The sequence below is a fragment of the Alistipes megaguti genome (assembly GCF_944320325.1).
GTDB classification, from domain to species: Bacteria; Bacteroidota; Bacteroidia; order Bacteroidales; family Rikenellaceae; genus Alistipes; species Alistipes megaguti.
Map to the genome: position 1 here is coordinate 40,275 of NZ_CALUHA010000003.1, position 19,610 is coordinate 59,884.

General features: G+C 64.2%; 13 protein-coding genes. 12 read left to right on the plus strand and 1 reads right to left on the minus strand.

What is annotated here, in order from left to right:
* The first annotated feature begins 25 nt into the window (after positions 1 to 25).
* The 11 genes from PUQ42_RS01425 (at position 26) to PUQ42_RS01475 (ending at position 15,973) form a co-directional block, all read left to right on the plus strand.
* On the plus strand, positions 26 to 3,421 hold the full coding sequence (locus PUQ42_RS01425; protein WP_273370292.1) for a DUF4957 domain-containing protein: 3,396 nt from the start codon (positions 26 to 28) through the stop codon (positions 3,419 to 3,421).
* A 149-nt stretch (positions 3,422 to 3,570) separates the two neighbouring features.
* Positions 3,571 to 5,016 carry a Fe-S cluster assembly protein SufB gene (sufB, locus tag PUQ42_RS01430; protein ID WP_273370293.1) on the plus strand — a complete coding sequence of 482 codons (1,446 nt, stop codon included), beginning with the start codon at positions 3,571 to 3,573 and terminating at the stop codon, positions 5,014 to 5,016.
* Positions 5,017 to 5,028: 12 nt separating this feature from the next.
* A complete protein-coding gene (locus PUQ42_RS01435; RefSeq protein ID WP_273370295.1) occupies positions 5,029 to 5,607 on the plus strand; it encodes a flavodoxin family protein in 579 nt (192 codons plus the stop codon).
* A gap of 124 nt (positions 5,608 to 5,731) precedes the next feature.
* A complete protein-coding gene (gene sufC / locus PUQ42_RS01440; RefSeq protein ID WP_087311341.1) occupies positions 5,732 to 6,484 on the plus strand; it encodes a Fe-S cluster assembly ATPase SufC in 753 nt (250 codons plus the stop codon).
* On the plus strand, positions 6,484 to 7,302 hold the full coding sequence (locus PUQ42_RS01445) for a SufD family Fe-S cluster assembly protein (protein ID WP_087403536.1): 819 nt from the start codon (positions 6,484 to 6,486) through the stop codon (positions 7,300 to 7,302). Before sufC ends, PUQ42_RS01445 begins: the two co-directional genes overlap by 1 nt.
* Before the next feature lie 70 nt (positions 7,303 to 7,372).
* The gene (locus PUQ42_RS01450; protein WP_087311339.1) at positions 7,373 to 8,608 is read left to right on the plus strand and encodes an aminotransferase class V-fold PLP-dependent enzyme; all 1,236 of its coding nucleotides are present in this window, start codon (positions 7,373 to 7,375) and stop codon (positions 8,606 to 8,608) included.
* A 73-nt stretch (positions 8,609 to 8,681) separates the two neighbouring features.
* Positions 8,682 to 9,368 (plus strand): nucleoside/nucleotide kinase family protein, encoded by a 687-nt coding sequence (locus PUQ42_RS01455; RefSeq protein WP_087403534.1) that lies wholly within the window; start codon positions 8,682 to 8,684, stop codon positions 9,366 to 9,368.
* Positions 9,365 to 10,474, plus strand: coding sequence for a BT_3928 family protein (locus PUQ42_RS01460; RefSeq protein ID WP_273370300.1), 1,110 nt, complete (start codon positions 9,365 to 9,367; stop codon positions 10,472 to 10,474). Before PUQ42_RS01455 ends, PUQ42_RS01460 begins: the two co-directional genes overlap by 4 nt.
* 183 nt (positions 10,475 to 10,657) lie before the next feature.
* Positions 10,658 to 11,692, plus strand: coding sequence for an efflux RND transporter periplasmic adaptor subunit (locus PUQ42_RS01465; RefSeq protein ID WP_273370303.1), 1,035 nt, complete (start codon positions 10,658 to 10,660; stop codon positions 11,690 to 11,692).
* A 7-nt stretch (positions 11,693 to 11,699) separates the two neighbouring features.
* Positions 11,700 to 14,726, plus strand: a complete 3,027-nt coding sequence (locus PUQ42_RS01470; RefSeq protein ID WP_273370304.1) for an efflux RND transporter permease subunit — start codon at positions 11,700 to 11,702, stop codon at positions 14,724 to 14,726.
* 14 nt (positions 14,727 to 14,740) lie between these two features.
* Positions 14,741 to 15,973, plus strand: coding sequence for a TolC family protein (locus tag PUQ42_RS01475; protein WP_273370306.1), 1,233 nt, complete (start codon positions 14,741 to 14,743; stop codon positions 15,971 to 15,973).
* Positions 15,974 to 16,079: 106 nt separating this feature from the next.
* On the opposite strand, the gene PUQ42_RS01480 is transcribed toward PUQ42_RS01475, so the two are convergent.
* Positions 16,080 to 16,487, minus strand: coding sequence for an OsmC family protein (locus PUQ42_RS01480; RefSeq protein WP_122121350.1), 408 nt, complete (start codon positions 16,485 to 16,487; stop codon positions 16,080 to 16,082).
* 143 nt (positions 16,488 to 16,630) lie between these two features.
* Between PUQ42_RS01480 and PUQ42_RS01485 the strand changes: the two genes are divergently transcribed.
* The gene (locus tag PUQ42_RS01485; RefSeq protein ID WP_273370308.1) at positions 16,631 to 19,609 is read left to right on the plus strand and encodes a tetratricopeptide repeat protein; all 2,979 of its coding nucleotides are present in this window, start codon (positions 16,631 to 16,633) and stop codon (positions 19,607 to 19,609) included.
* The last annotated feature ends 1 nt before the right edge of the window (position 19,610 follow it).

Here is a 19,610-nt window from a genome sequence, read left to right on the forward strand (position 1 = left end):
CCGCATCAAAACAGAACAAACGATTATGAAAAGCATATTTCGCAAATGGATGTCCGGCCTGCTGCTGATTGCCACGGCAGGACTGGGCGGCTGTTCGGACGATCCGGACGGCATTAATGACGAACTGGTGCTCGATCGGGCGCTGATGCCGTTGAATGTCATGGGATCGGTCCTGACGACGGGCAACCAGATCCGTCTGACGTGGGATGTCCGCACGACGGACACCTACGAAGTAGTGGTCTATTCGGACGAAGGACTGACGCAGAAGGTCACGACGCGGAGTGATATCCAGCCGACGGATCTTCCGGTGACGTTCGATCTGAAGGTCGAGGTGGATTACTATGCGACGGTCCAGGCCTTCAGTTCGAACGAGCGCACGGCGCCGTCAAAGGTGGCCATCGTGGGCCCGATGACGACCTACGCCATCATGTCGCCGCTGAATCCGGTGGTTACGGCGCGCACCTCCGAGTCGGTGACGCTGAAGTGGGATCAGGACGACTTCGTGTCGCACCTGCTGGCTACGCCGGTAGCCGCGACGGCCGAGGAGCCTGTCCGGCTGGATCTGTCGGAGGATCAGATCGCACAGGCCGAGGCGACGATCTCGGGGCTGAAGCCCTCGACGGAGTACTTCATTACGGTTTGCTACAACAGTGCGGTTCGCGGCGGACAGGATGTCTGGACGCGTCCCGATACGGAGGGCGCCTCCGAGGCTGCAACGGCCGAGGAGCTGCTGCGTCTGGTAACCGACGGCGCCACCCGGATCCTGCTGACCAACACGGAAACCCCCTACGACGTGACGCCTCCGAGCGAGCCGGCCGGTTCGACCAATGCTCTGAGCACGGCGCTCACGCAGGATCTGGCCATCTACGGTCAGACCTCCACCGAGGGTAAGAAGCCGACCGTAATCGGCCTTGCCGCCAAACTGGGAGTCGGCACGGCGGCCTATTCGTTCCACCTGGAGGATCTCGTGCTCAACGGCAACGGCGGCGGATCGGTTGTTGCGATCGAGTCGGCCAATGTCAAGATCGAGAACCTGACGGTCAAGAACTGCGAGGTATATAACTACACGAAGGGTGTGATTGCCGAGACGCTCGATCAGGCGGACAACGGCATCGATGTCCAGAAGATGACCTTCGACGGACTCTACATGCACGACATTGCGGGAGACGGCGGTGATGCGATCGACTTCCGGTTCGGTACCTACCATGAGGTTTCGGTTGTCAATTCGACGTTCTACAACGGCGGCCGCGGCTTCCTCTTCATGCAGCGCGGTACGATCCCGGGCAAGGTGACCGTCAGCAACAACACGATTTCGAACTTCTCGCTGGCGACCAACCGCAAGGGTCTGATCTGCCTGCGTGCCACGGGGCTGACCACGGAGAACTTCACGGTTTCGAACAACCTGATCCTGAATGAATATCTGGCCTCCAAGGATTTCTCGTTCATTTCGAACTATTCGGATGCCGTCGTTCCGACCCTGTCGGCAAACTACTTCTTCAACTACTACGACAATGCGGATAAGAAGGAGGGCTTCTTCTATGCGTCGAATCTGGACCTGACTCCGGAGTTGATCCTGGTCAACGGCAGCAAGGTGCTTTCGGAGGATCCGTGCGAGGCTTCGGAGCGGGGCAAGTTCTATCTGGTGAACGGCGAGATCGCGTCGGTACGCGTGGGAGACCCGCGCTGGTGGAATGCCGTGGCACCGGTCATCCCGGAGCAGACGGAGCTCAACGCCATCACCGAGGCTACGGTCTGGAACTTCGCCGATCCGGAGACCTTCGAGGCACAGACGATCGACCGCAACCGGATTCTGGGCAACCTGCAGTTCCTGGTCAACGACGCGGAGGCTCCGATGGCCATTACGGGGAACGGAACGATTTCGTTCTCGGCCGCCTCGACCTTCTCGCCCGTGGACGAGCCGACGAACAATGCGCTGGCCTTCAAGGTGAGCGTACCGGGTTCGGTGCTCATCACGCCGTCGGATGCCGGCTATAACAAACACATGGAGCTGATCGTCAACGGTTCGCGCTATGCGCTTCCGGCCGACGGTTCGCAGAGCAAGTTCGGCTTCGGCGACATCCAGGGCGAGACGATGATCTACATCTGCAGCTGCTCGCCCGTCGAGCTCGAGGCGCTGGAGTGGTCGCTCGAGGTGGTGTCGGGCGGCGAGCCGAAGGTGCTTGAGACGCCGGTCTTCACGACCACGGAGCTTCCTTCGCTGGATCAGGGCACGTCGCAGGTCGTGACCGTCAGCTGGAATGCCGTCCCGAATGCCGCCGCCTATGAGGTGACCTTCAACGGCAAGACGCAGACCGTAGAGACGCCGACGTATGAGATTTCGGCCTCGACGGTAGCGGCTCTGAAGGCGGGCAACTATACGGTGACGGTGGTAGCCAAGGCCGCCGAGGGCTCGCTTAACTGGACGGATTCTCAGGCAGCCAGCCTGCCGTTGAAGATCAACGAGGTACTGACGACCATCCTGACCAACCATACCTGGGACTTCTCCGATGCCGAGGTCTTCCCGGCCGGTGATATCAAGGAGACGACCGTTTATGGCAACCTGCAGTTCCTGGCCAACGCTTCGAAAGGCATCACCATCGAACACTCGACGGGGGATGGCGGTGAACCGGTGAACCGGATCAAGTTCAACGGCAAGAGTACGCTTTCGGGCGTGACGCCGTCGGCCCGTGCCCTGGCTCTGCGCGTGAACGGCAACGGTACGCTGACGCTGAAGGCCATTTCGAGCAGCGGTTCAGATCCCGATCGAGAGGTAGGCGTGAGTGCCAACGGCAAGGAGTATCTGAAGGAGGCCTGCCCGACGTCGTCGGACGGCGCTGCCAAGACGGTGACCTTTACGGATCTGACGGGCGAGACGATGATCTATATCTATGCCTACGACAACATCAACCTCTACGCGCTTTCGTGGGAGCCGGATCCCTCGACGGTACCCTCCACGAAGGAGTATACGATGACCCTTACGGGTACGGCCGGCGTGCTGTCGACAAATATCTCGGGGCTGCCGACGAGCTGGAAGGAGGAGGATTCGACCTGGACGGCCACCGACGATTCGGGCGCCTCGACGATCACCTTCACGGGCAACGTCTATTACAGCACCGATGCCGCGAAGAACATTGTCTGGTACTTCAACAAGGGCAAGGCCGAGACGCACGTGGCCGGTTCGGGCATGGGCAAGATCAAGTCGATCACGGTTTATCCCAATTCGACGCGCGATCCGGCGATGCTGAAGTGTACATACGACGGAACGACGCTGGCCGCCGTTGAGCCTGCCGGCGAGAAGTCGGAGACGATCACGTTCGATTTCGCTGCGGCGGGAGTGGTGACCGACAACTTCCGCATCGACTACACCGACAAATCGACCAACGTCGAGGTAGGCAAGGTGGTGATTGTTTACGAGAAATAGCCGATCCCTGCTGGGAGAACGGGGCGTGGAGCAATCCACGCCCTTTTTTGTGCCCCGGCGGGCCGAAAGGGGTCTGCGGCACCGGTTTTGAAGGCAGTATTATGAAATTCGGATTAGAATTTGTATCTTTGCTCGATATTTTGCAAGCAATGGCAGAGAACGAAAAAGAGATACTGGAAAACCTCGGAGAACAGGAATACAAGTACGGCTTTACCTCGGCGATCGAGACCGAAACCATCGGCAAGGGGCTCTCGGAAGAGGTCGTGCGGCTGATCTCCGCCAAGAAGGGCGAACCGGAGTGGATGACCGAGCGCCGTGTGGCGGCCTACCGCCACTGGCTGACGCTGGAGCCCCCGACGTGGGCACATCTCAGGATCCCGGAGATCGACTTTCAGGATATCATCTACTACGCGGCGCCGAAGGCCCGCAAGAAGCTGGGTTCGATGGACGAAGTCGACCCCGAATTGAAACGCACGTTCGACAAACTGGGCATTCCGCTCGAGGAGCAGATGGCGCTGTCGGGGGTGGCCGTCGATGCGGTGATGGACTCCGTGTCGGTGAAGACCACCTTCAAGGAGACACTGGCCGAGAAGGGGATCATCTTCTGCTCGATTTCGGAGGCACTGCGCGACCACCCCGAACTGGTGCGGAAGTACCTCGGAAGCGTCGTCCCCTACACGGACAACTTCTACGCCGCGCTGAACGCCGCGGTCTTCTCCGACGGCTCGTTCTGCTACATCCCGAAGGGGGTGCGGTGCCCGATGGAGCTGTCGACCTACTTCCGCATCAATGCCGCCGGGACGGGGCAGTTCGAGCGGACGCTGATCGTGGCCGACGAGGGTGCCTACGTGAGCTACCTCGAAGGGTGCACGGCGCCGCAGCGTGACGAGAACCAGCTGCATGCCGCCGTGGTGGAGATCGTCGTCGAGCGCGACGCCGAGGTGAAGTACTCGACGGTGCAGAACTGGTACCCGGGCGACCGGGAGGGGCGCGGCGGCGTCTACAACTTCGTGACCAAGCGCGGTCTGTGCCGCGAGAACGCACGGCTGTCGTGGACGCAGGTCGAAACGGGTTCGGCCATCACGTGGAAATATCCGAGCTGCATTCTGGCCGGTGACAACTCGGTCGGGGAGTTCTATTCGGTGGCGATGACCAACAACTGCCAGCAGGCCGATACCGGTACGAAGATGATCCACATCGGCCGCAACACGCGCAGCCGGATCGTCTCGAAGGGCATCTCGGCCGGACAGAGCGAGAACTCCTACCGCGGGCTGGTGCGCGTGGCCAGGGGGGCGGAGCATGCGCGGAACTACTCGCAGTGCGATTCGCTGCTGATCGGTGACCGTTGCGGTGCCCACACCTTCCCGGTGATCGACATCCGCAACCGCACGGCGGTGGTCGAACACGAGGCCACGACGTCGAAGATTTCGGACGACCAGCTCTTCTACTGCAACCAGCGCGGGCTGTCGACCGAGGATGCCGTGGGACTGATCGTCAACGGCTACGCGCGGGAGGTGCTGGCGAAGCTGCCGATGGAGTTTGCCGTCGAGGCGCAGAAACTGCTGGCCCTGCAGCTGGAGGGCACGGTGGGATAAACGATCGGGTAGATGAAAGTCGTTGTTTTGAACGGAAGCCCGCGCCGCAGCGGACTGGTGTCGCGGATGCTCGACGAGGTGATTGCCGGAATGCCCGAAGGGGTTGAGGTGGAGCGCTTCTTCGTTCACGATCTGACCGTCAGACCGTGCTGCGGATGTATGAAATGCCGGTCGTTGCACCGGTGTGTGCTGGCCGAGGACGATGCGCACCGCGTGGCGGAGGCCCTTCGCGGTGCAGATGCGCTGGTGGTAGGGTCGCCCTGCTACTGGGGCGGCATGAGCGGCGAGTTGAAGGTGCTGTTCGATCGAATGGTTTATGCGCTGATGGAGGACCGGGAGGGAGGATTGCCCGTTCCGTTGCACAAGGGAAAACGGGCGGTGATGGTGGCCACATGCAATACGGCCTGGCCGTTCAGCGTGTGGTTCCACCAGACGAGCGGGGTTTTCCGCTCGCTGCGGGAGATTTTCCGCTGGAGCGGCTTCCGGGTTGTCGGGACGCTGGGCAAGGGCGGCTGCCGGAAGCATCCGGAGCTGACGGCCCGGGAGGTTTCGAAATGCCGGAGACTGGGCGGAAAGCTCTGCCGGGCGTAGGAACCCGAGAAGCGACAATGCGAAGTCCGGCGGCCGAGACGGATTTGAATCCGCGGCCGCAGGGCGCGGGAAACGGCCGCCGGAAAAGAGATAACAAACGAAATTTAGAGAATAGATACAGAATATGCTAAGCGTAAAAAATCTACACGCGACGGTTGATGGCAAGGAGATCCTGCGGGGCATCAACCTCGAGGTGAAGGCCGGTGAGGTGCACGCCATCATGGGGCCGAACGGTTCGGGCAAGTCGACGCTGGCTTCGGTGCTGGCCGGCAACGAGAAGTTTACGGTCACCGAGGGCTCCGTGGAGTTTCTGGGTCACGACCTGCTCGCGATGTCGATCGAGGATCGGGCGCGGCTGGGGTTGTTCCTCGGCTTCCAGTATCCGGTGGAGATCCCCGGGGTGACGATGGCCAACTTCATGAAGATGGCCGTCAACGAGCAGCGCAAGTACCGCGGTGAGGAGCCGCTGTCGGCCGCGGAGTTCCTGCACCTGATGAAGGAGAAGAGCGCCGTGGTCGAGCTGTCGTCGAAACTCACGTCGCGGGCCGTGAACGAGGGTTTCTCGGGCGGTGAGAAGAAGAAGAACGAGATCTTCCAGATGGCGATGCTCGATCCGAAGCTGGCCATCCTGGACGAGACCGACTCGGGACTGGATATCGACGCGCTGCGGATCGTCGCCACGGGCGTTACGAAGCTCCATACGGCGGAGAATGCCACGGTGGTCATCACGCACTACCAGCGGCTGCTGGATTACATCGTGCCCGACGTGGTGCACGTGCTCTACAAGGGGCGGATCATCTATACGGGAGACAAGACGCTGGCGCTGAAACTCGAACGGGAGGGCTACGACTGGCTGATCAACCAATACGACAAGTGATGGAGCGGATTCTGGAGATTATCGGCGGGTTGCGCAAGGCGGGTCCGGAACTTTTCCGGGTCGAGACGCCGATACCGCAGGCCTATGCGGCGGCGGATCCCGACCACCTGCGGGTGGAGCTCACGGCCGGGGCTGCGGCGCAACTGGTGGTGCTCCATACGAAGGCGGGCGTTGCGCGGCTTGACGTCGAACTGGCCGAAGGGGCGCAACTGGACCTGACGGAGATTTTTCTGGGAGAGACTTTTGCTGAAATAGCCCTTCGGCAGGGAGAGCGGAGCTGTTGCCGCGTGACGACGGTCGAACTGTCGAGCGCCAACGCCTCGTACCGCATCGACCTGAACGGCCGCGGAGCCTCGAACGAGCTCAACGGCGTCTTCCTCGCTACGGAGAAGGAGCATTGCGTGGTACGGCTCCACACGGCGCACAACGTCCCCGACTGCACGAGCGTCTCGTGCATCAAGGGAGTGGCCGATGACGAGGCGGTGGGCGAGTTCTCGGGACTGGTCTATGTGGCGCCCGACGCCCAGCGGACGGATGCGCGGCAGCAGAGCCGCAACGTGCTGCTGAGCGAGAAGGCCCGTATCGAGACGATGCCGCAGCTGGAGATCTATGCCGACGACGTGAAGTGTTCGCACGGTGCGACGGTCGGGCAGATGGATTCGGAAGCGATCCTCTACATGCGGCAGCGCGGCCTGAGCGAAGCGCAGGCCCGGGCCCTTCAGATCGAGGGCTTCGTGGGAGACATCGTGCGTCGGTGCGGTGTCGAGCCGCTGGGTGAGGCGCTCATGCGGCTGGCCGCTGCGAAGCTGGAGCGGTAGCGGGCCTCCGGAGAGGAGGGGTCGGCCCGGCAAAGAAAAGAATAACGAAGCGAACAAGCAGGCAAGTGACATGGGGACAAAGGAGAGATTCGATGTCGAAAAGATACGCGGGGAGTTTCCGATCCTTGGGGAGAAGGTCTACGGCAAGCCGTTGATCTACCTCGACAGCGGCGCTACGGCCCAGAAGCCGCAGCAGGTGCTGGAGCGGATCGACTGGCTCAACCGCCACCTGAATGCCAACATCCATCGGGGCGTTCATCTGCTTTCGGAGCAGGCCACGGAGCTCTACGAAGAGGCGCGTCGGCGCATTGCCGACTTCATCGGTGCGGCCGAGAAAGAGGAGGTGGTCTTTACGGCCGGCGCCACGGCGTCGCTCAATACGGTGGCCTACGCCTGGGGCGATACGTTCGTCGGGGCGGGGGACAACATCGTGGTGAGCGAGATGGAGCACCATTCGAATCTGGTGCCGTGGCAGCTGGTGGCCCAGCGGCGGGGTGCCGAGTTGCGGATGCTCCCGATCGACGACCGGGGGGCGCTGCGCACGGATCTGCTCCCGACGCTCATCGACGAGCGCACGCGCGTGGTGGCCGTTACGCAGGCATCGAATACGCTGGGCACGCGGCCCGACCTGCGGCCCGTCATCGAGGCGGCCCACGCCGTGGGTGCCGTTGCGGTGGTCGACGGCTGTCAGGGGGTGGTCCACGGCGGCGTCGACGTGCGGGCGCTGGATTGCGACTTTTACGCCTTTTCGGGCCACAAACTCTACGGCCCGACGGGCATCGGCGTCCTGTACGGCAAACGGGAACTGCTCGAACGGATGCCGCCCTTCTTCGGCGGAGGTGACATGGTCGACCGGGTGACCTTTGCCCGTACGACCTACGCTCCGGTTCCGCTGAAGTTCGAGGCCGGCACGGCCAATTTCATCGGGGCCATCGGGCTGGGCGAGGCCATCCGGTTCCTTTCGCGGTTCGACGCCGCGGAGATCGAGGCCCACGAGACGATGCTGCGGCAGCGGGCCGAGGAGCGCCTTTCGGCCATCCCGGGGCTGCGCATCTACGGAGAGACGGCGGACAAATGCGGCATCGTGTCGTTCAACATCGAGGGGGCCCACCATTACGACGTGGGGATGATCCTCGACAAACTGGGTATCGCCGTCCGGACGGGGCACCACTGTGCCGAACCGGTCATGGACCACTTCGGCATCACGGGCATGTGCCGCGTGTCGCTGGCGCTGTACAATACGGCGTCGGAGATCGACGCATTGGCCGCCGGCGTCGAGCGTGCCGTCCGCATGCTGCGCAACTGACCCTCCGACGGCAAGGGATCTGATCCCGGAAAAACTCGGAAGCAACAACAAACGAAATAAACGGTAGAAGCCTATGTTCATCGTACTCGAAGGTCTGGACGGGGCCGGCAAGTCGACCCAGATCGGGATGCTGCGCCAACTCTTTGCGGAGCGAGGCGTGGAGAGCGAATACGTCCATTTCCCGCGTTTCGATGCGCCGGTCTACGGCGATCTGATCGCTCGTTTTCTCAGGGGTGAGTTCGGGGGTGTGGACGAGGTGAACCCCTATCTGGTGGCGCTGCTCTACGCCGGCGACCGGGCCGAGGCCGCCGGGATGATCCGCGGCTGGCTGGCTGCGGGCCGGGCTGTGATTCTCGACCGTTACGTCTGGTCGAACGTCGGTTACCAGTGTGCGAAACTTCCGGCCGGAGAGGAGCGTGACCGTCTGGCGCGGTGGATCCTCGACCTGGAGTTCGGCCACAATGCGCTGCCGCGTCCCGACGTGTCGCTCTTCCTCGATGTTCCCTTCGCCTTCACCGAGCGCAAACTCGCCGAGACGCGCGAGGGTGCCGACCGCGACTACCTTCACGGCGGGCGCGACATCCACGAGGATGCCCTCGATCTGCAGCGCCGCGTGCGCGAGGTCTACCTCTCGATGGCGGCGCGCGATGCGAAACTGCGCGTCGTGGAGTGCGGCGATTCGAGCGGTGCGATGGAGAGCCCGGAACGTATCTTTGAAAAAATCCGCGGGGTGCTGGCCCCGATAATCGACGCACGATGAGAGGGACGCGAACATTCAAGATTGTGGCGAACATCTGCCGGCTCATTCTGGCCTGCACGTTCATCCTGTCGGGTTTCACGAAGGTGATCGACCCGTGGGGCACGGCACTCAAGGTGAGCGAATACCTCTCGATCTACGGCATGGAGTGGCTCGATCCGGCGGCCATGACCTTCTCGATCTGGTTGTGCGGCGCCGAACTGATGATGGGCTGCATGCTGTTGTTCAAGGTGCGTATCCGGCTGATTTCGATCTTTGCGGTGCTGTCGATGACCTTCTTTACGGTGCTGACGCTGCTGAGCGCCACGGTGCTTCCGGTCGAGGATTGCGGCTGCTTCGGCGATGCACTGCGGTTGACGCCATGGGAGACCTTTGCCAAGAATGTCGTGCTGCTGCCCATGGCGCTGGTGGTGTGGTGGCGTTACCGCCCGGACAAGGTCTTTGCCTTCAAACCCATGGAGATCGTGCTGACCTGCACGTTCTTCTGCCTGTCGATGTATCTGGGCTACTACTGTTACATTCACCTGCCGCTGATCGACTTCCTGCCCTACAAGGTGGGGGTGAACATCCACGAGGCGATGCAGGCTCCGGACGAGGCTCCGGACGAATCGGAGACGGTGCTCGTCTACCGCAACCGGGCGACGGGTGAGGAGCGGGAGTTCTCGCTGGAGGATCCCGAGTGGCAGGACGATACGAAGTGGGAGTGGGTCGATACGCGCACGACGAGCGATGTACCGTCCGTCCGTCCGCTGGTGAGTGAGTTTGCGCTGCGTGATGCCGCAGGTCGCGACGCCACGCTGGAGGTGATCACCCGCCCGGGGAGGGTCTACATGCTCTGCGTGACGGATTTCGAGCGGCAGTCGAAGCGTTGCACCCGCCGGATGGCCGAACTGGTCGAGCGGGCCCGCAGCGAAGGTGCGTGGGTGGTCTGCCTGACCCCCGACCTGCTCCACGGGGCGATGACGCACGATTTCGGTACGGGCGGGGTGCCCTGCTACAACATCGACGCCTCGACGATGAAGACCATGCTGCGGGCCGAATGCGGACTGGTGACGCTCGACGACGGCACCATCACGGCTAAGAAGAACTGTCGCGATATTCGTCCGTAGAGGCGCGCGAGGGGGCCCAGCGGGGCTTGTGGTATGAAAGTTGACCTTCCGACGGGAGGTCGACTTTTCTTTTTGAGGGGCCTTCCGTTTGCGGGGGATCTCCGCACGGTGGAGCCGCGGTCGGAATCCCGGCATCGGAGCCCGGACGGGGGAGAGGTCGATCCATGAAATCGAACTCATCCCATGCGCCACATTCTCTGTTATCTGCTTTTGCCGCTGCTGGCCGGCGGGTGTTCACGCCGCGGAGCGTCGGTAGCGACGGCTCCGCGTCCGGTGAAGGTCACCACGGCGGCTGCGGCCCACACCCTGGAAAAGGATTTTGCCGGTCTGGCCACGCCGGACGATGCCGTCACGCTGGCCTTCAAACTCTCGGGTCAGGTGCTGCGCGTGGCCGTATCGAAGGGCGAACGGGTCGAACGGGGGGCGTTGCTGGCCGAACTCGATCCGCGGGATGTCGAACTGCAGGCCACGGCGACGCGTTCGGCCTACGAGGAGGCGCGTTCGGTGCGTGAGCGCATGCAGCGGCTGCTGTCGCACGAAGCCGTTTCGCGGCAGGAGGCCGAGGCGGCCGACACACGCTACGCCCAGGCGCGGTCGACCTACGAGAATACGCTCGACCTGCTGGACGAAACCCGTCTGAAGGCCCCCTTCGCCGGGGTGATCGAGCGTACGTACGTCGACAATTTCGAGCGGGTGCAGGCCGGACAGTCGATCGTGCGGCTGGTCAATCCCGTGACGACGACCGTGCAGTTCACCCTGCCCGAGAGTGCGCTGGATGCGCTGCGCGACACGACGACGCGCTTCGTGGTGCGTTTCGACAACTACCGCGGGGTGACGATCCCCGCCCGGCTGAAGGATTACGCCCAGACCTCGTCCGACGCCTCGGGATTTCCGGTGTCGCTGCGGCTGGAGAATCCCGATCCGTTGCGGTGGCGCATCTCGCCCGGCATGTCGTGCACGATTACGATGCAGAGTGCCGATCCGGTGGCGGATGCCGTGTCACTGCCGCTGACGGCGGTCTGCGCCCCGGCCGAGGGCGGGACCTACGTCTGGATCGTGGGTGCGGACGACCGGGTGACGCGGCGGGCCGTGACTCTGGGCGAGCTTTTCGGTCGCGACCGTGTGGTGATCGACCGCGGCGTGCAGCCCGGCGAGCGGGTCGTCACGGCGGGGGTCTACCGCCTGACGGAGGGCGAAGAGGTACGGATTCTCAACTGATCGGGCCATGAATCTCACTACCTATTCGCTGCGCAACGGCCGCGTCGTCGGTTTCTTTCTCGTCCTGCTTCTGGTCGGGGGCGTGGCGGGCTTTCTGCGCCTGGGCAAGAAGGAGGATTCGACCTTTGTCATCAAGAGTGCCCTGCTGATGTGCTCCTACCCGGGGGCGACGCCGCAGGAGGTCGAGGAACTTGTCACCGAACCCATCGAACGCGAGGTGCAGTCGATGCGCCGCATCCACAAGATCACCTCCGAATCACACTACGGACGTTCGCGGATCCTGGTCGAACTCGACCCGGGCACCCCGTCGCGCGAGATCCCGCAGCTGTGGGACGAACTGCGCCGCAAGGCGCTCGACATCCAGCCGCAGCTGCCTTCGGGGGCCTCGGCCATTGCGGTGGCTGACGACTTCGGCGACGTCTACGGCATCTACTACGGCCTCTCGGCCGACGAGGGCTTCACGCTGACCGAGCTGCGCGACTGGGCCCAGCGGCTGAAACGCGAGCTGGTGACGCTCGACGGGGTGCAGAAGGTGACCCTCTTCGGCGAGCAGAGCCCCGTGGTGAACGTCTACGTGAGCCTCTCGGCGCTGGCCAACTTTGCGATCCGCCCCGAGACGATCGTCGCGACGATCGGCCAGCAGAACACCCTGGTCGACAGCGGCGAGAAGCAGGCCGGCGAGCTGCAGATCCGCATTCTGGAGGACGGCACCTACCATTCGCTCGACGATCTGGAGAATCAGCTGCTGATCTCCTCCTCGGGCCGGCAGTACCGCCTGGGCGACCTGGCCCGCATCGAACGCGGCTATGCCGATCCGCCGCAGACGCTGATGCGCGTCGACGGACGCCGGGCGGTGGGAATCGGCATCTCGACCGAATCGGGGAGCGACGTGGTGCGTGTCGGTGAGCGGATCGACGCCCGATTGGCCGAACTGCGCGGCGAAATGCCCCTCGGCATGGAGCTCACGGTGCTCTACCCCGAGAACCGCATCGCCCGCGAGGCGACGCGCACCTTCCTGTGGAATTTGGTCGAGTCGGTGGCCATCGTCGTGGCGGTCATCATGCTGGTGATGGGGCTGCGCCCGGGGGTGCTCATCGGCACGTCGCTGCTCTTTTCGATCGGCGGCACGCTGCTGCTGATGCAGTTTGCGGGCGAGGGGCTGAACCGCACCTCGCTGGCGGGCTTCATCATCGCCATGGGCATGCTGGTCGACAACGCCATCGTCGTCACGGATAACGCGCGTCAGGCGATGCGGCGCGGCGCGGCGTGCCGCGAGGCCTTCATCACCGGGGCCACGGCCCCGCGCTGGAGCCTGCTGGGGGCTACGCTGATTGCCATCTTCTCGTTTCTTCCGCTCTATCTGGCCCCGTCGTCCGTGGCCGAGATCGTGCGGCCGCTCTTCGTTGTGGTGGCCTTCTCGCTGCTGCTGAGCTGGGTGCTGGCCCTGACCCAGACGCCGCTCTTCGGCGTGCGGCTGCTGCAGGTCGCCCCGGCCCGGCGCGATCCCTACGATACGCGCTTCTACCGGGCCTTCGATCGCCTGCTCGATGCGTTGCTGCGCCACCGCTGGGCGACCGTTGCCGCGGTGGCCGCACTCTTTGTCGTGTCGCTGGCCGTCATGGGCCGCATGCCGCAGAATTTCTTCCCGGCGCTCGACAAACCCTACTTCCGGGCCGACGTGCTGCTGCCCGAGGGGTACAACATCCACGATACGGAGCAACAGCTCGAACGGATGGAGGCGTGGCTGCACGAACAGCCCGAGGTGAAGTGCGTCTCGTGGACGGCCGGTGCTACGCCGCCGCGCTACTACCTGGCCAGCGGCACCTCGTCGCAGCGGCCCAATTTCGGCAACCTGCTCGTCGAGCTCCACGACAGCCGTCAGACGGCCGCCGTCGAGGAGGGTTTCGACGGCTGGGTCACCGCTACGTTCCCCGACGTGTGGCTGCGCTCGTCGTTGTTCAAGCTCTCGCCCGTGCCGGATGCGGCGATCGAGTTCGGCTTCATCGGCGGGAACATCGACACGCTGCGGCGCCTGACGGCGCGGGCCGAGGCTGTCATGCACCGTACGCCCGGCGCTACGAACATCCGCAACAGCTGGGGCAACCGCATCCCGACCTGGCAGCCGCTCTACTCGCAGATGAAGGGGCAGCGCATCGGCATCACGCGCAGCCAGCTGGCCCGCGGCATCACCATCGCCACGCAGGGCTATCCGCTCGGACAGTACCGCGAGGGGGATCTCACGCTGCCCATCCTGCTCAAGGATGAGAATATCGCCGCCTATAACCTGACCAACCTCCAGTCGTTGCCGATCTTCAACCCTTCGGGGCGGGTCTTCTCGATCGAGCAGGCGACCGACGGCGTGCGCTTCGACTTCCGCCCGGGGGTGATCCGCCGTTTTGACCGCCAGCGGGTGATGAAGGCGCAGTGCGACCCGGTGCGCGGGGTCAACACCATGCAGCTCTTCGCGGCACTGAAGGACTCCCTCCGCCGTGCCGTCGACCTTCCCGCGGGCTATGCGATGCGCGTCTTCGGCGAGCAGGAGAGCCAGCAGGAGTCCAACGCCGCACTGGGCCGCTACCTGCCGCTGACGCTGGTGCTGATCTTCATCACGCTGCTGCTGCTCTTCCGCAACTACCGCGAGCCGGTGGTCATTCTGCTGATGATCCCGCTGATCTTCATCGGCGTGGTCTTCGGACTGGCCGTGACGGGCCGGATCTTCAACTTCTTCTCGCTGCTGGGGCTGCTGGGGCTCGTCGGGATGAACATCAAGAACGCCGTGGTGCTGGTCGAACAGATCAACACGCTGCGGGCCGCGGGCCGTACGCCGCGCGAGGCGCTCGTCGAGGCGACGCGCAGCCGCATCGTCCCCGTGGTGATGGCTTCGGGGACCACCATCCTCGGCATGCTGCCGCTGCTTTTCGATGCGATGTTCGGCGCGATGGCCGCCACGATCATGGGCGGACTGCTCGTGGCCACGCTGCTGACGATCTGCGTCCTGCCCGTAGTCTATGCCCTCTTTTACCGGATCCGATGACCATGAAAACCTGCTTGTTCCCACTCATTCTGCTGCTCACCGGGCCTGTTGCCGCCTTCGGGCAGACGTCGCTCGAAGAGTACCGCACGGAGGTCGCCTCCTACAGCCGGACGCTGAAAATCGCCCGGGCCGGGAGCCGGGCCGCCGAGGCCGAGGCCGCCGCCGCGCGTACGGGCTACCTGCCGCAGTTGTCGCTGGCCGGGAACTTCTCGTGGGCGTTCCGCTGCCGCGAGGGCGCCGAACAGTGGACCTTCGGTGTGCTGCCGCAGCTGGTGCAGACGCTCTACGGCGGCGGAGCCGTGCGTGCGGCGGCCCGGCAGACGGCCCTGGGAAGCGACATTGCCCTTTGCGAGGAGGCGTTTTCGCGTTTCGAGGTGCGCTACGCGGCCGAATACGCCTATTGGAGCCTCTCGGCCGTGGAACTCTACGCCGCGGCGATGCGTGAATACGTCTCGCTGATCCGTTCGCTGAAGGAGGTCGTCGACCGCCGCTTTGCCGAGGGCTATATCGCAAAGGGCGACGTGCTGATGATCGACGCGCGGCTGAGCGAGGCGGAGTATTCGCTGGTCAGCGTCGAGCAGAACCGCGAGGTGGCCCTGCACAACTTCAACATCCTGCGCGGCACCGATCCGGCCGAGTCCGTGTCGTTGCGCGAGAGCATCCGCGACACGCTGCCGCTGCCGCGCCGCATTCCGGCCGGGGAGGCCGTGGCGCGACGTCCCGACCATACGGCCGCGTTGCTGCGCACGGAGCAGGCCGACGAAGGGGTGCGGGCGGCCCGGGCCCCGTACAATCCGCAGGTGAGCGTCGGGGTGGGAGGCTCATGGCAGCCGGCGACGCCCAACCGCGACGGCCGCACGCATATCGACGGTTCGGCCTTCGTGCAGCTGTCCGTTCCGATCTTCCATTGGGGCGAGCGGCGTCGCACGGTGGCCGCGGCCCGGGCCGCCCGTGAACAGCAGGCTTGGGCGGCCGAACAGCGTTACGACGAAATCGTCCGCGAGGAGATGAACGGCTGGACGGCGCTGGTGCAGAGCCGGGCGCAGGTCGATGCCTCGGAGGCGAGCCTGCGCATCGCGGGCGAGAACCTGCAGATCAGCACTTACTCCTACGGCGAGGGGCTGGCGACGATCCTCGACGTGATGCAGGCGCAGCTGAGCTGGATCCAGCTCTATACCAACGCCATCCGGGCCCACTTCAACTACGCCGCAGCCCTGTCGGATTACCGCCGCATCACGGCGCAGTGACCTCCCTTCCCGACACCAGACGGGCGAAGATTCCCGACGCTTTTCCTCAATCGGAAGAGTCGAGGATGTCTTCGCCCGCTGCCTTTTCTGAACTGGCGCGAGGGGCTCAGGCCTTGACCGGCGCGGTGTTCACGACGGCGATCTCACGCGAGACGGGGGCGATGCGCGAGAGCATCTGCACCAGCCCGCAATACTTGTCGTGGGTGAGTTCGAGGGCGTGGCTGGCCTTTGCACAGTCCTCTTCGCTCGCGCACGCGACGTTGTAGACGACATGAAAGCAGGTGAAGGTGCTCTCGGTGCGGAGCGTTTCGGTCGAGAGGTCGCCCGAGACGCTGATTTCGAAATTGCAGGGCTTCATGCGTTCGCGCTGCATGATGGCGGCGGCGGTCTGCCCGGCACACTGCGCCGCGGCATAGAGCAGCAGCTCCTTGGGGTTCATCGAGGCCGTATCGGCCCCTCCGCGCGGTTCGAAACGCCCGGCGCGGTTCATCTGAACGTTCACTTTCTCAGTCATGGTATTCGGTTTTTGGTTTGAACAATACGCCGCGGGCAAATTCCGTTCCTTTAAGGGTGTGGCGTCGGATAAATTTTCTTATCTTTGTCCGATTCTCCATCCGCCCCGGCCGCCCGGAGCGCGGAGATGAACTTGAATTGACTATGCGAAGATTCCGAATATTGCTGCCGTTGATGGCGCTGGCACTCTGTGCGCCCGGTGTACGGGCCGCGGAGAGCGATCCCGAAACCCTGATGCGGCGGGCCCGCGATCTGTTCGGCTACGGCCGTTGGAGCGATGCCCGCCACGAACTGCTGCGGGCCCGCGAGGCGATGGCCCCGGACGACCGTTCCCTGCAGCAGGAGATTGATTACTACCTGGCGGCGTGTGCCGTCGAACTGGGCAGCGCCGATGCCGAGGCGTCCCTGCGCCGTTTCGAGGAGCGTTATCCGCAGTCGGTCTATGCCAACGACGTGCGCTTCTCGCTCGGATCGTTCTACTGCGCGGCGGGGAACATGGCCCGGGCGCGCGAAGCCTTTGAACGTACGAATTACAAGGCCCTGAGTCCGCAGCGCCGCGAACAGTACGACATCCGCATGGGCTACGTCGAGTTCACGGACGGCCGTTACAAGGAGGCCGGCGGGCACTTTTCGCGCATCGGCGACCGCAGCGAGTATGCCGACCATGCGCACTACTACCTGGCCTACATCGATTATGCCGAGGGCCGCTATGCCCGGGCCAAACAGGGCTTCCTCCGGCTGCGGAAGAGCGACACCTACGGGGCGCTGGTTCCCTACTACCTGCTTCAGATCGAGTTCCGCGAGGGCAACTACCGCTACGTGGTCGAACATGGCGATGCGCTGGCCCGGCAGGCCGTGCCGGAACGCCGTGCCGAGCTGGAGCGTGTGATTGCCGAGTCGTGGTTTCGGCTCGAGGATTTCAACCGCACGCTCGAACATCTGGCCGCCTACCGCACTTCGGGCGGCGAGATGGACCGCGACGCCTGCTACCTGGAGGGCTTCTCGCTCTACCGCACGGCGCGTTATGCCGAGGCTGCGGAGTGGCTGCGCAAGGCGTGCGGCGCGGAGGATGCCCTGACGCAGAACGCCTCCTACCACCTGGCCGACTGCTACCTGCGGGCCGGCGACAAGGAGCGTGCGATGCAGGCCTTTGCCATGGCCACGGACGAGTCGCTCGATGCCGCGATCGCCGAGGATGCGCTGTTCAACTACGCCAAACTGCAGTACGAACTGGGCGGCGGGGCCTTCAACGGGGCGATCAACCTGCTGACGCGCTATATCGAACGTTACCCCTCGACGCCGCGGACCGCCGAGGCGCGGACGCTGCTGATTGCCGCCTACTACAATTCGCGCGACTACGAAGCCGCCTACCGGGCCATCAAGGCGATGCCGTCGGGCGATGCGGAGATCCGTGCCGCGCAGCAGAAGATCGCCTACTACCGCGGACTGGAGGCCTACCGCACGGGTGATATCCGCACGGCTCGGACGTGCCTGGCCGAGGCGCAGTCGATCAACGTCAGTCCCAAGTATACGGCGCTGAGCACCTTCTGGCAGGGTGAGATTGCCTTCCGGGAGGGGGACTACGCCGTGGCTGCGGCCAAGTACAACGCCTATCTGAAACGGGCGCCGCGTACGGAACGCGAGTATGCCCTGGCGTGGTACAACCTCGGTTACTGCGCCTTCGACCGCAACGACTGGGCACAGGCCGGCGATTCGTTCCGCCGCTTCCTCGCGGCCCATGCGCCGAAAGACCGCTACCGGGCCGATGCACTGAACCGGCTGGGCGACGTGGCTTACTCGGATCGCCGTTTCGAAGAGGCGGTCGGGGAGTACGACCGGGCCATTGCGCTGGCCACCCCCGAGGCGGAGTACGCCCGCTACAAACGGGCCGTGACGCTCGGCATTCTGGGCCGCACGGAGCAGAAACAACAGGCCCTGCGGCAGATCGAGGCGGCGGGCGGCGAATATGCCGACGAGGCCTCCTACGAACTGGGCCGCAGCTACATCGCCCAGCAGAAGTATGCCGAAGGTGCCGCCCAGCTGGAGCGTTTCGTGGCCCGCTACCCCTCGTCGCCGCGGGTGACGGCCGCCTGGTCGGACCTGGGTCTGGCCTATCTGAATCTGGGCAACCGGCAGAAGTCGCTGGCCTGCTACGACCGCGTGGTGAATGCGGCTCCGCAATCCTCCGAGGCACGGGGTGCGATGCAGAGCATCCGCGAGATCTACGTCTCGGAGGGTGATGCCGATGCCTACTTCGACTATGCGGCCCGGGCGGGCATTGAGAGCGATCTGACGGCCCTGTCGCGTGACTCGCTCTCGTTTGCCGCGGCGCAGAAACTCTACCTCGACGGCGACCGCACGGCCGCCACCCGTGCCCTGAACAGTTATGTCGAGACCTATCCGAAGGGCTCCTACCGCACCGATGCCCTCTACTACCTGAGCGACTGCTATCTGGTGGCCGACAACCGCGAGCGGGCCATCGAGACCCTCACGGCGCTGGCCGATCAGGGCAAGACCCCCTATACGGTTCCGGTGCTGGAGAAGCTTTCGGAGCTGACCTGCGCCGAGAAGCGTTGGGACGAGGCCGCCGCGGCCTACCGGCGGCTCTACGATGTGGCGCCGTCGCGCACGGCGCGTGAGGATGCCGCGACGGGCTACGTGCGGGCGAGAGTGGCCGGCGGTGACGCCGCGAAGATTGCCGCGGCGGCCCGCGAGGTGATTGCGCTTCCGGATGCCGGTCAGACGGCCACGCGTGAGGCGAAGTATGCGCTGGCCACGCAGCTGCGCGAAGGGGGCGATGCGGCAGAGGCCGCGAAGCTCTACCGCGACCTGGCTGCGGAGGTCCGCACGAAGGAGGGTTCCGAGGCGGCCTACCGCCTGATCGAGGCGACCTTTGCGTCGGGCGATCTGGACCGTACCGAGAAGGAGGTCTTCACCCTCTCGGATCGCAACCCGCAGCCTTACTGGCTGGCCCGTGCCTACCTGCTGCTGGGCGAGGTCTACGTGCGCCGGGGCGATACGTTCCAGGCGCGGGCCACGTGGCAGAGCGTGGCCGACGGATATTCGCCCGCCGATGACGGCATTGTCGAGGAGGCCCGGGCGCGAATCGCTAAACTCAACTGAT

What these genes read in the sequence shown, in the direction of transcription:
- PUQ42_RS01425 (WP_273370292.1), top strand. Translation starts at nt 26, where the DNA reads ATGAAAAGCATATTTCGCAAATGGATGTCCGGCCTGCTGCTGATTGCC.
- sufB (WP_273370293.1), top strand. Translation starts at nt 3,571, where the DNA reads ATGGCAGAGAACGAAAAAGAGATACTGGAAAACCTCGGAGAACAGGAA.
- PUQ42_RS01435 (WP_273370295.1), top strand. Translation starts at nt 5,029, where the DNA reads ATGAAAGTCGTTGTTTTGAACGGAAGCCCGCGCCGCAGCGGACTGGTG.
- sufC (WP_087311341.1), top strand. Translation starts at nt 5,732, where the DNA reads ATGCTAAGCGTAAAAAATCTACACGCGACGGTTGATGGCAAGGAGATC.
- PUQ42_RS01445 (WP_087403536.1), top strand. Translation starts at nt 6,484, where the DNA reads ATGGAGCGGATTCTGGAGATTATCGGCGGGTTGCGCAAGGCGGGTCCG.
- PUQ42_RS01450 (WP_087311339.1), top strand. Translation starts at nt 7,373, where the DNA reads ATGGGGACAAAGGAGAGATTCGATGTCGAAAAGATACGCGGGGAGTTT.
- PUQ42_RS01455 (WP_087403534.1), top strand. Translation starts at nt 8,682, where the DNA reads ATGTTCATCGTACTCGAAGGTCTGGACGGGGCCGGCAAGTCGACCCAG.
- PUQ42_RS01460 (WP_273370300.1), top strand. Translation starts at nt 9,365, where the DNA reads ATGAGAGGGACGCGAACATTCAAGATTGTGGCGAACATCTGCCGGCTC.
- PUQ42_RS01465 (WP_273370303.1), top strand. Translation starts at nt 10,658, where the DNA reads ATGCGCCACATTCTCTGTTATCTGCTTTTGCCGCTGCTGGCCGGCGGG.
- PUQ42_RS01470 (WP_273370304.1), top strand. Translation starts at nt 11,700, where the DNA reads ATGAATCTCACTACCTATTCGCTGCGCAACGGCCGCGTCGTCGGTTTC.
- PUQ42_RS01480 (WP_122121350.1), bottom strand. Translation starts at nt 16,487, where the DNA reads ATGACTGAGAAAGTGAACGTTCAGATGAACCGCGCCGGGCGTTTCGAA.
- PUQ42_RS01485 (WP_273370308.1), top strand. Translation starts at nt 16,631, where the DNA reads ATGCGAAGATTCCGAATATTGCTGCCGTTGATGGCGCTGGCACTCTGT.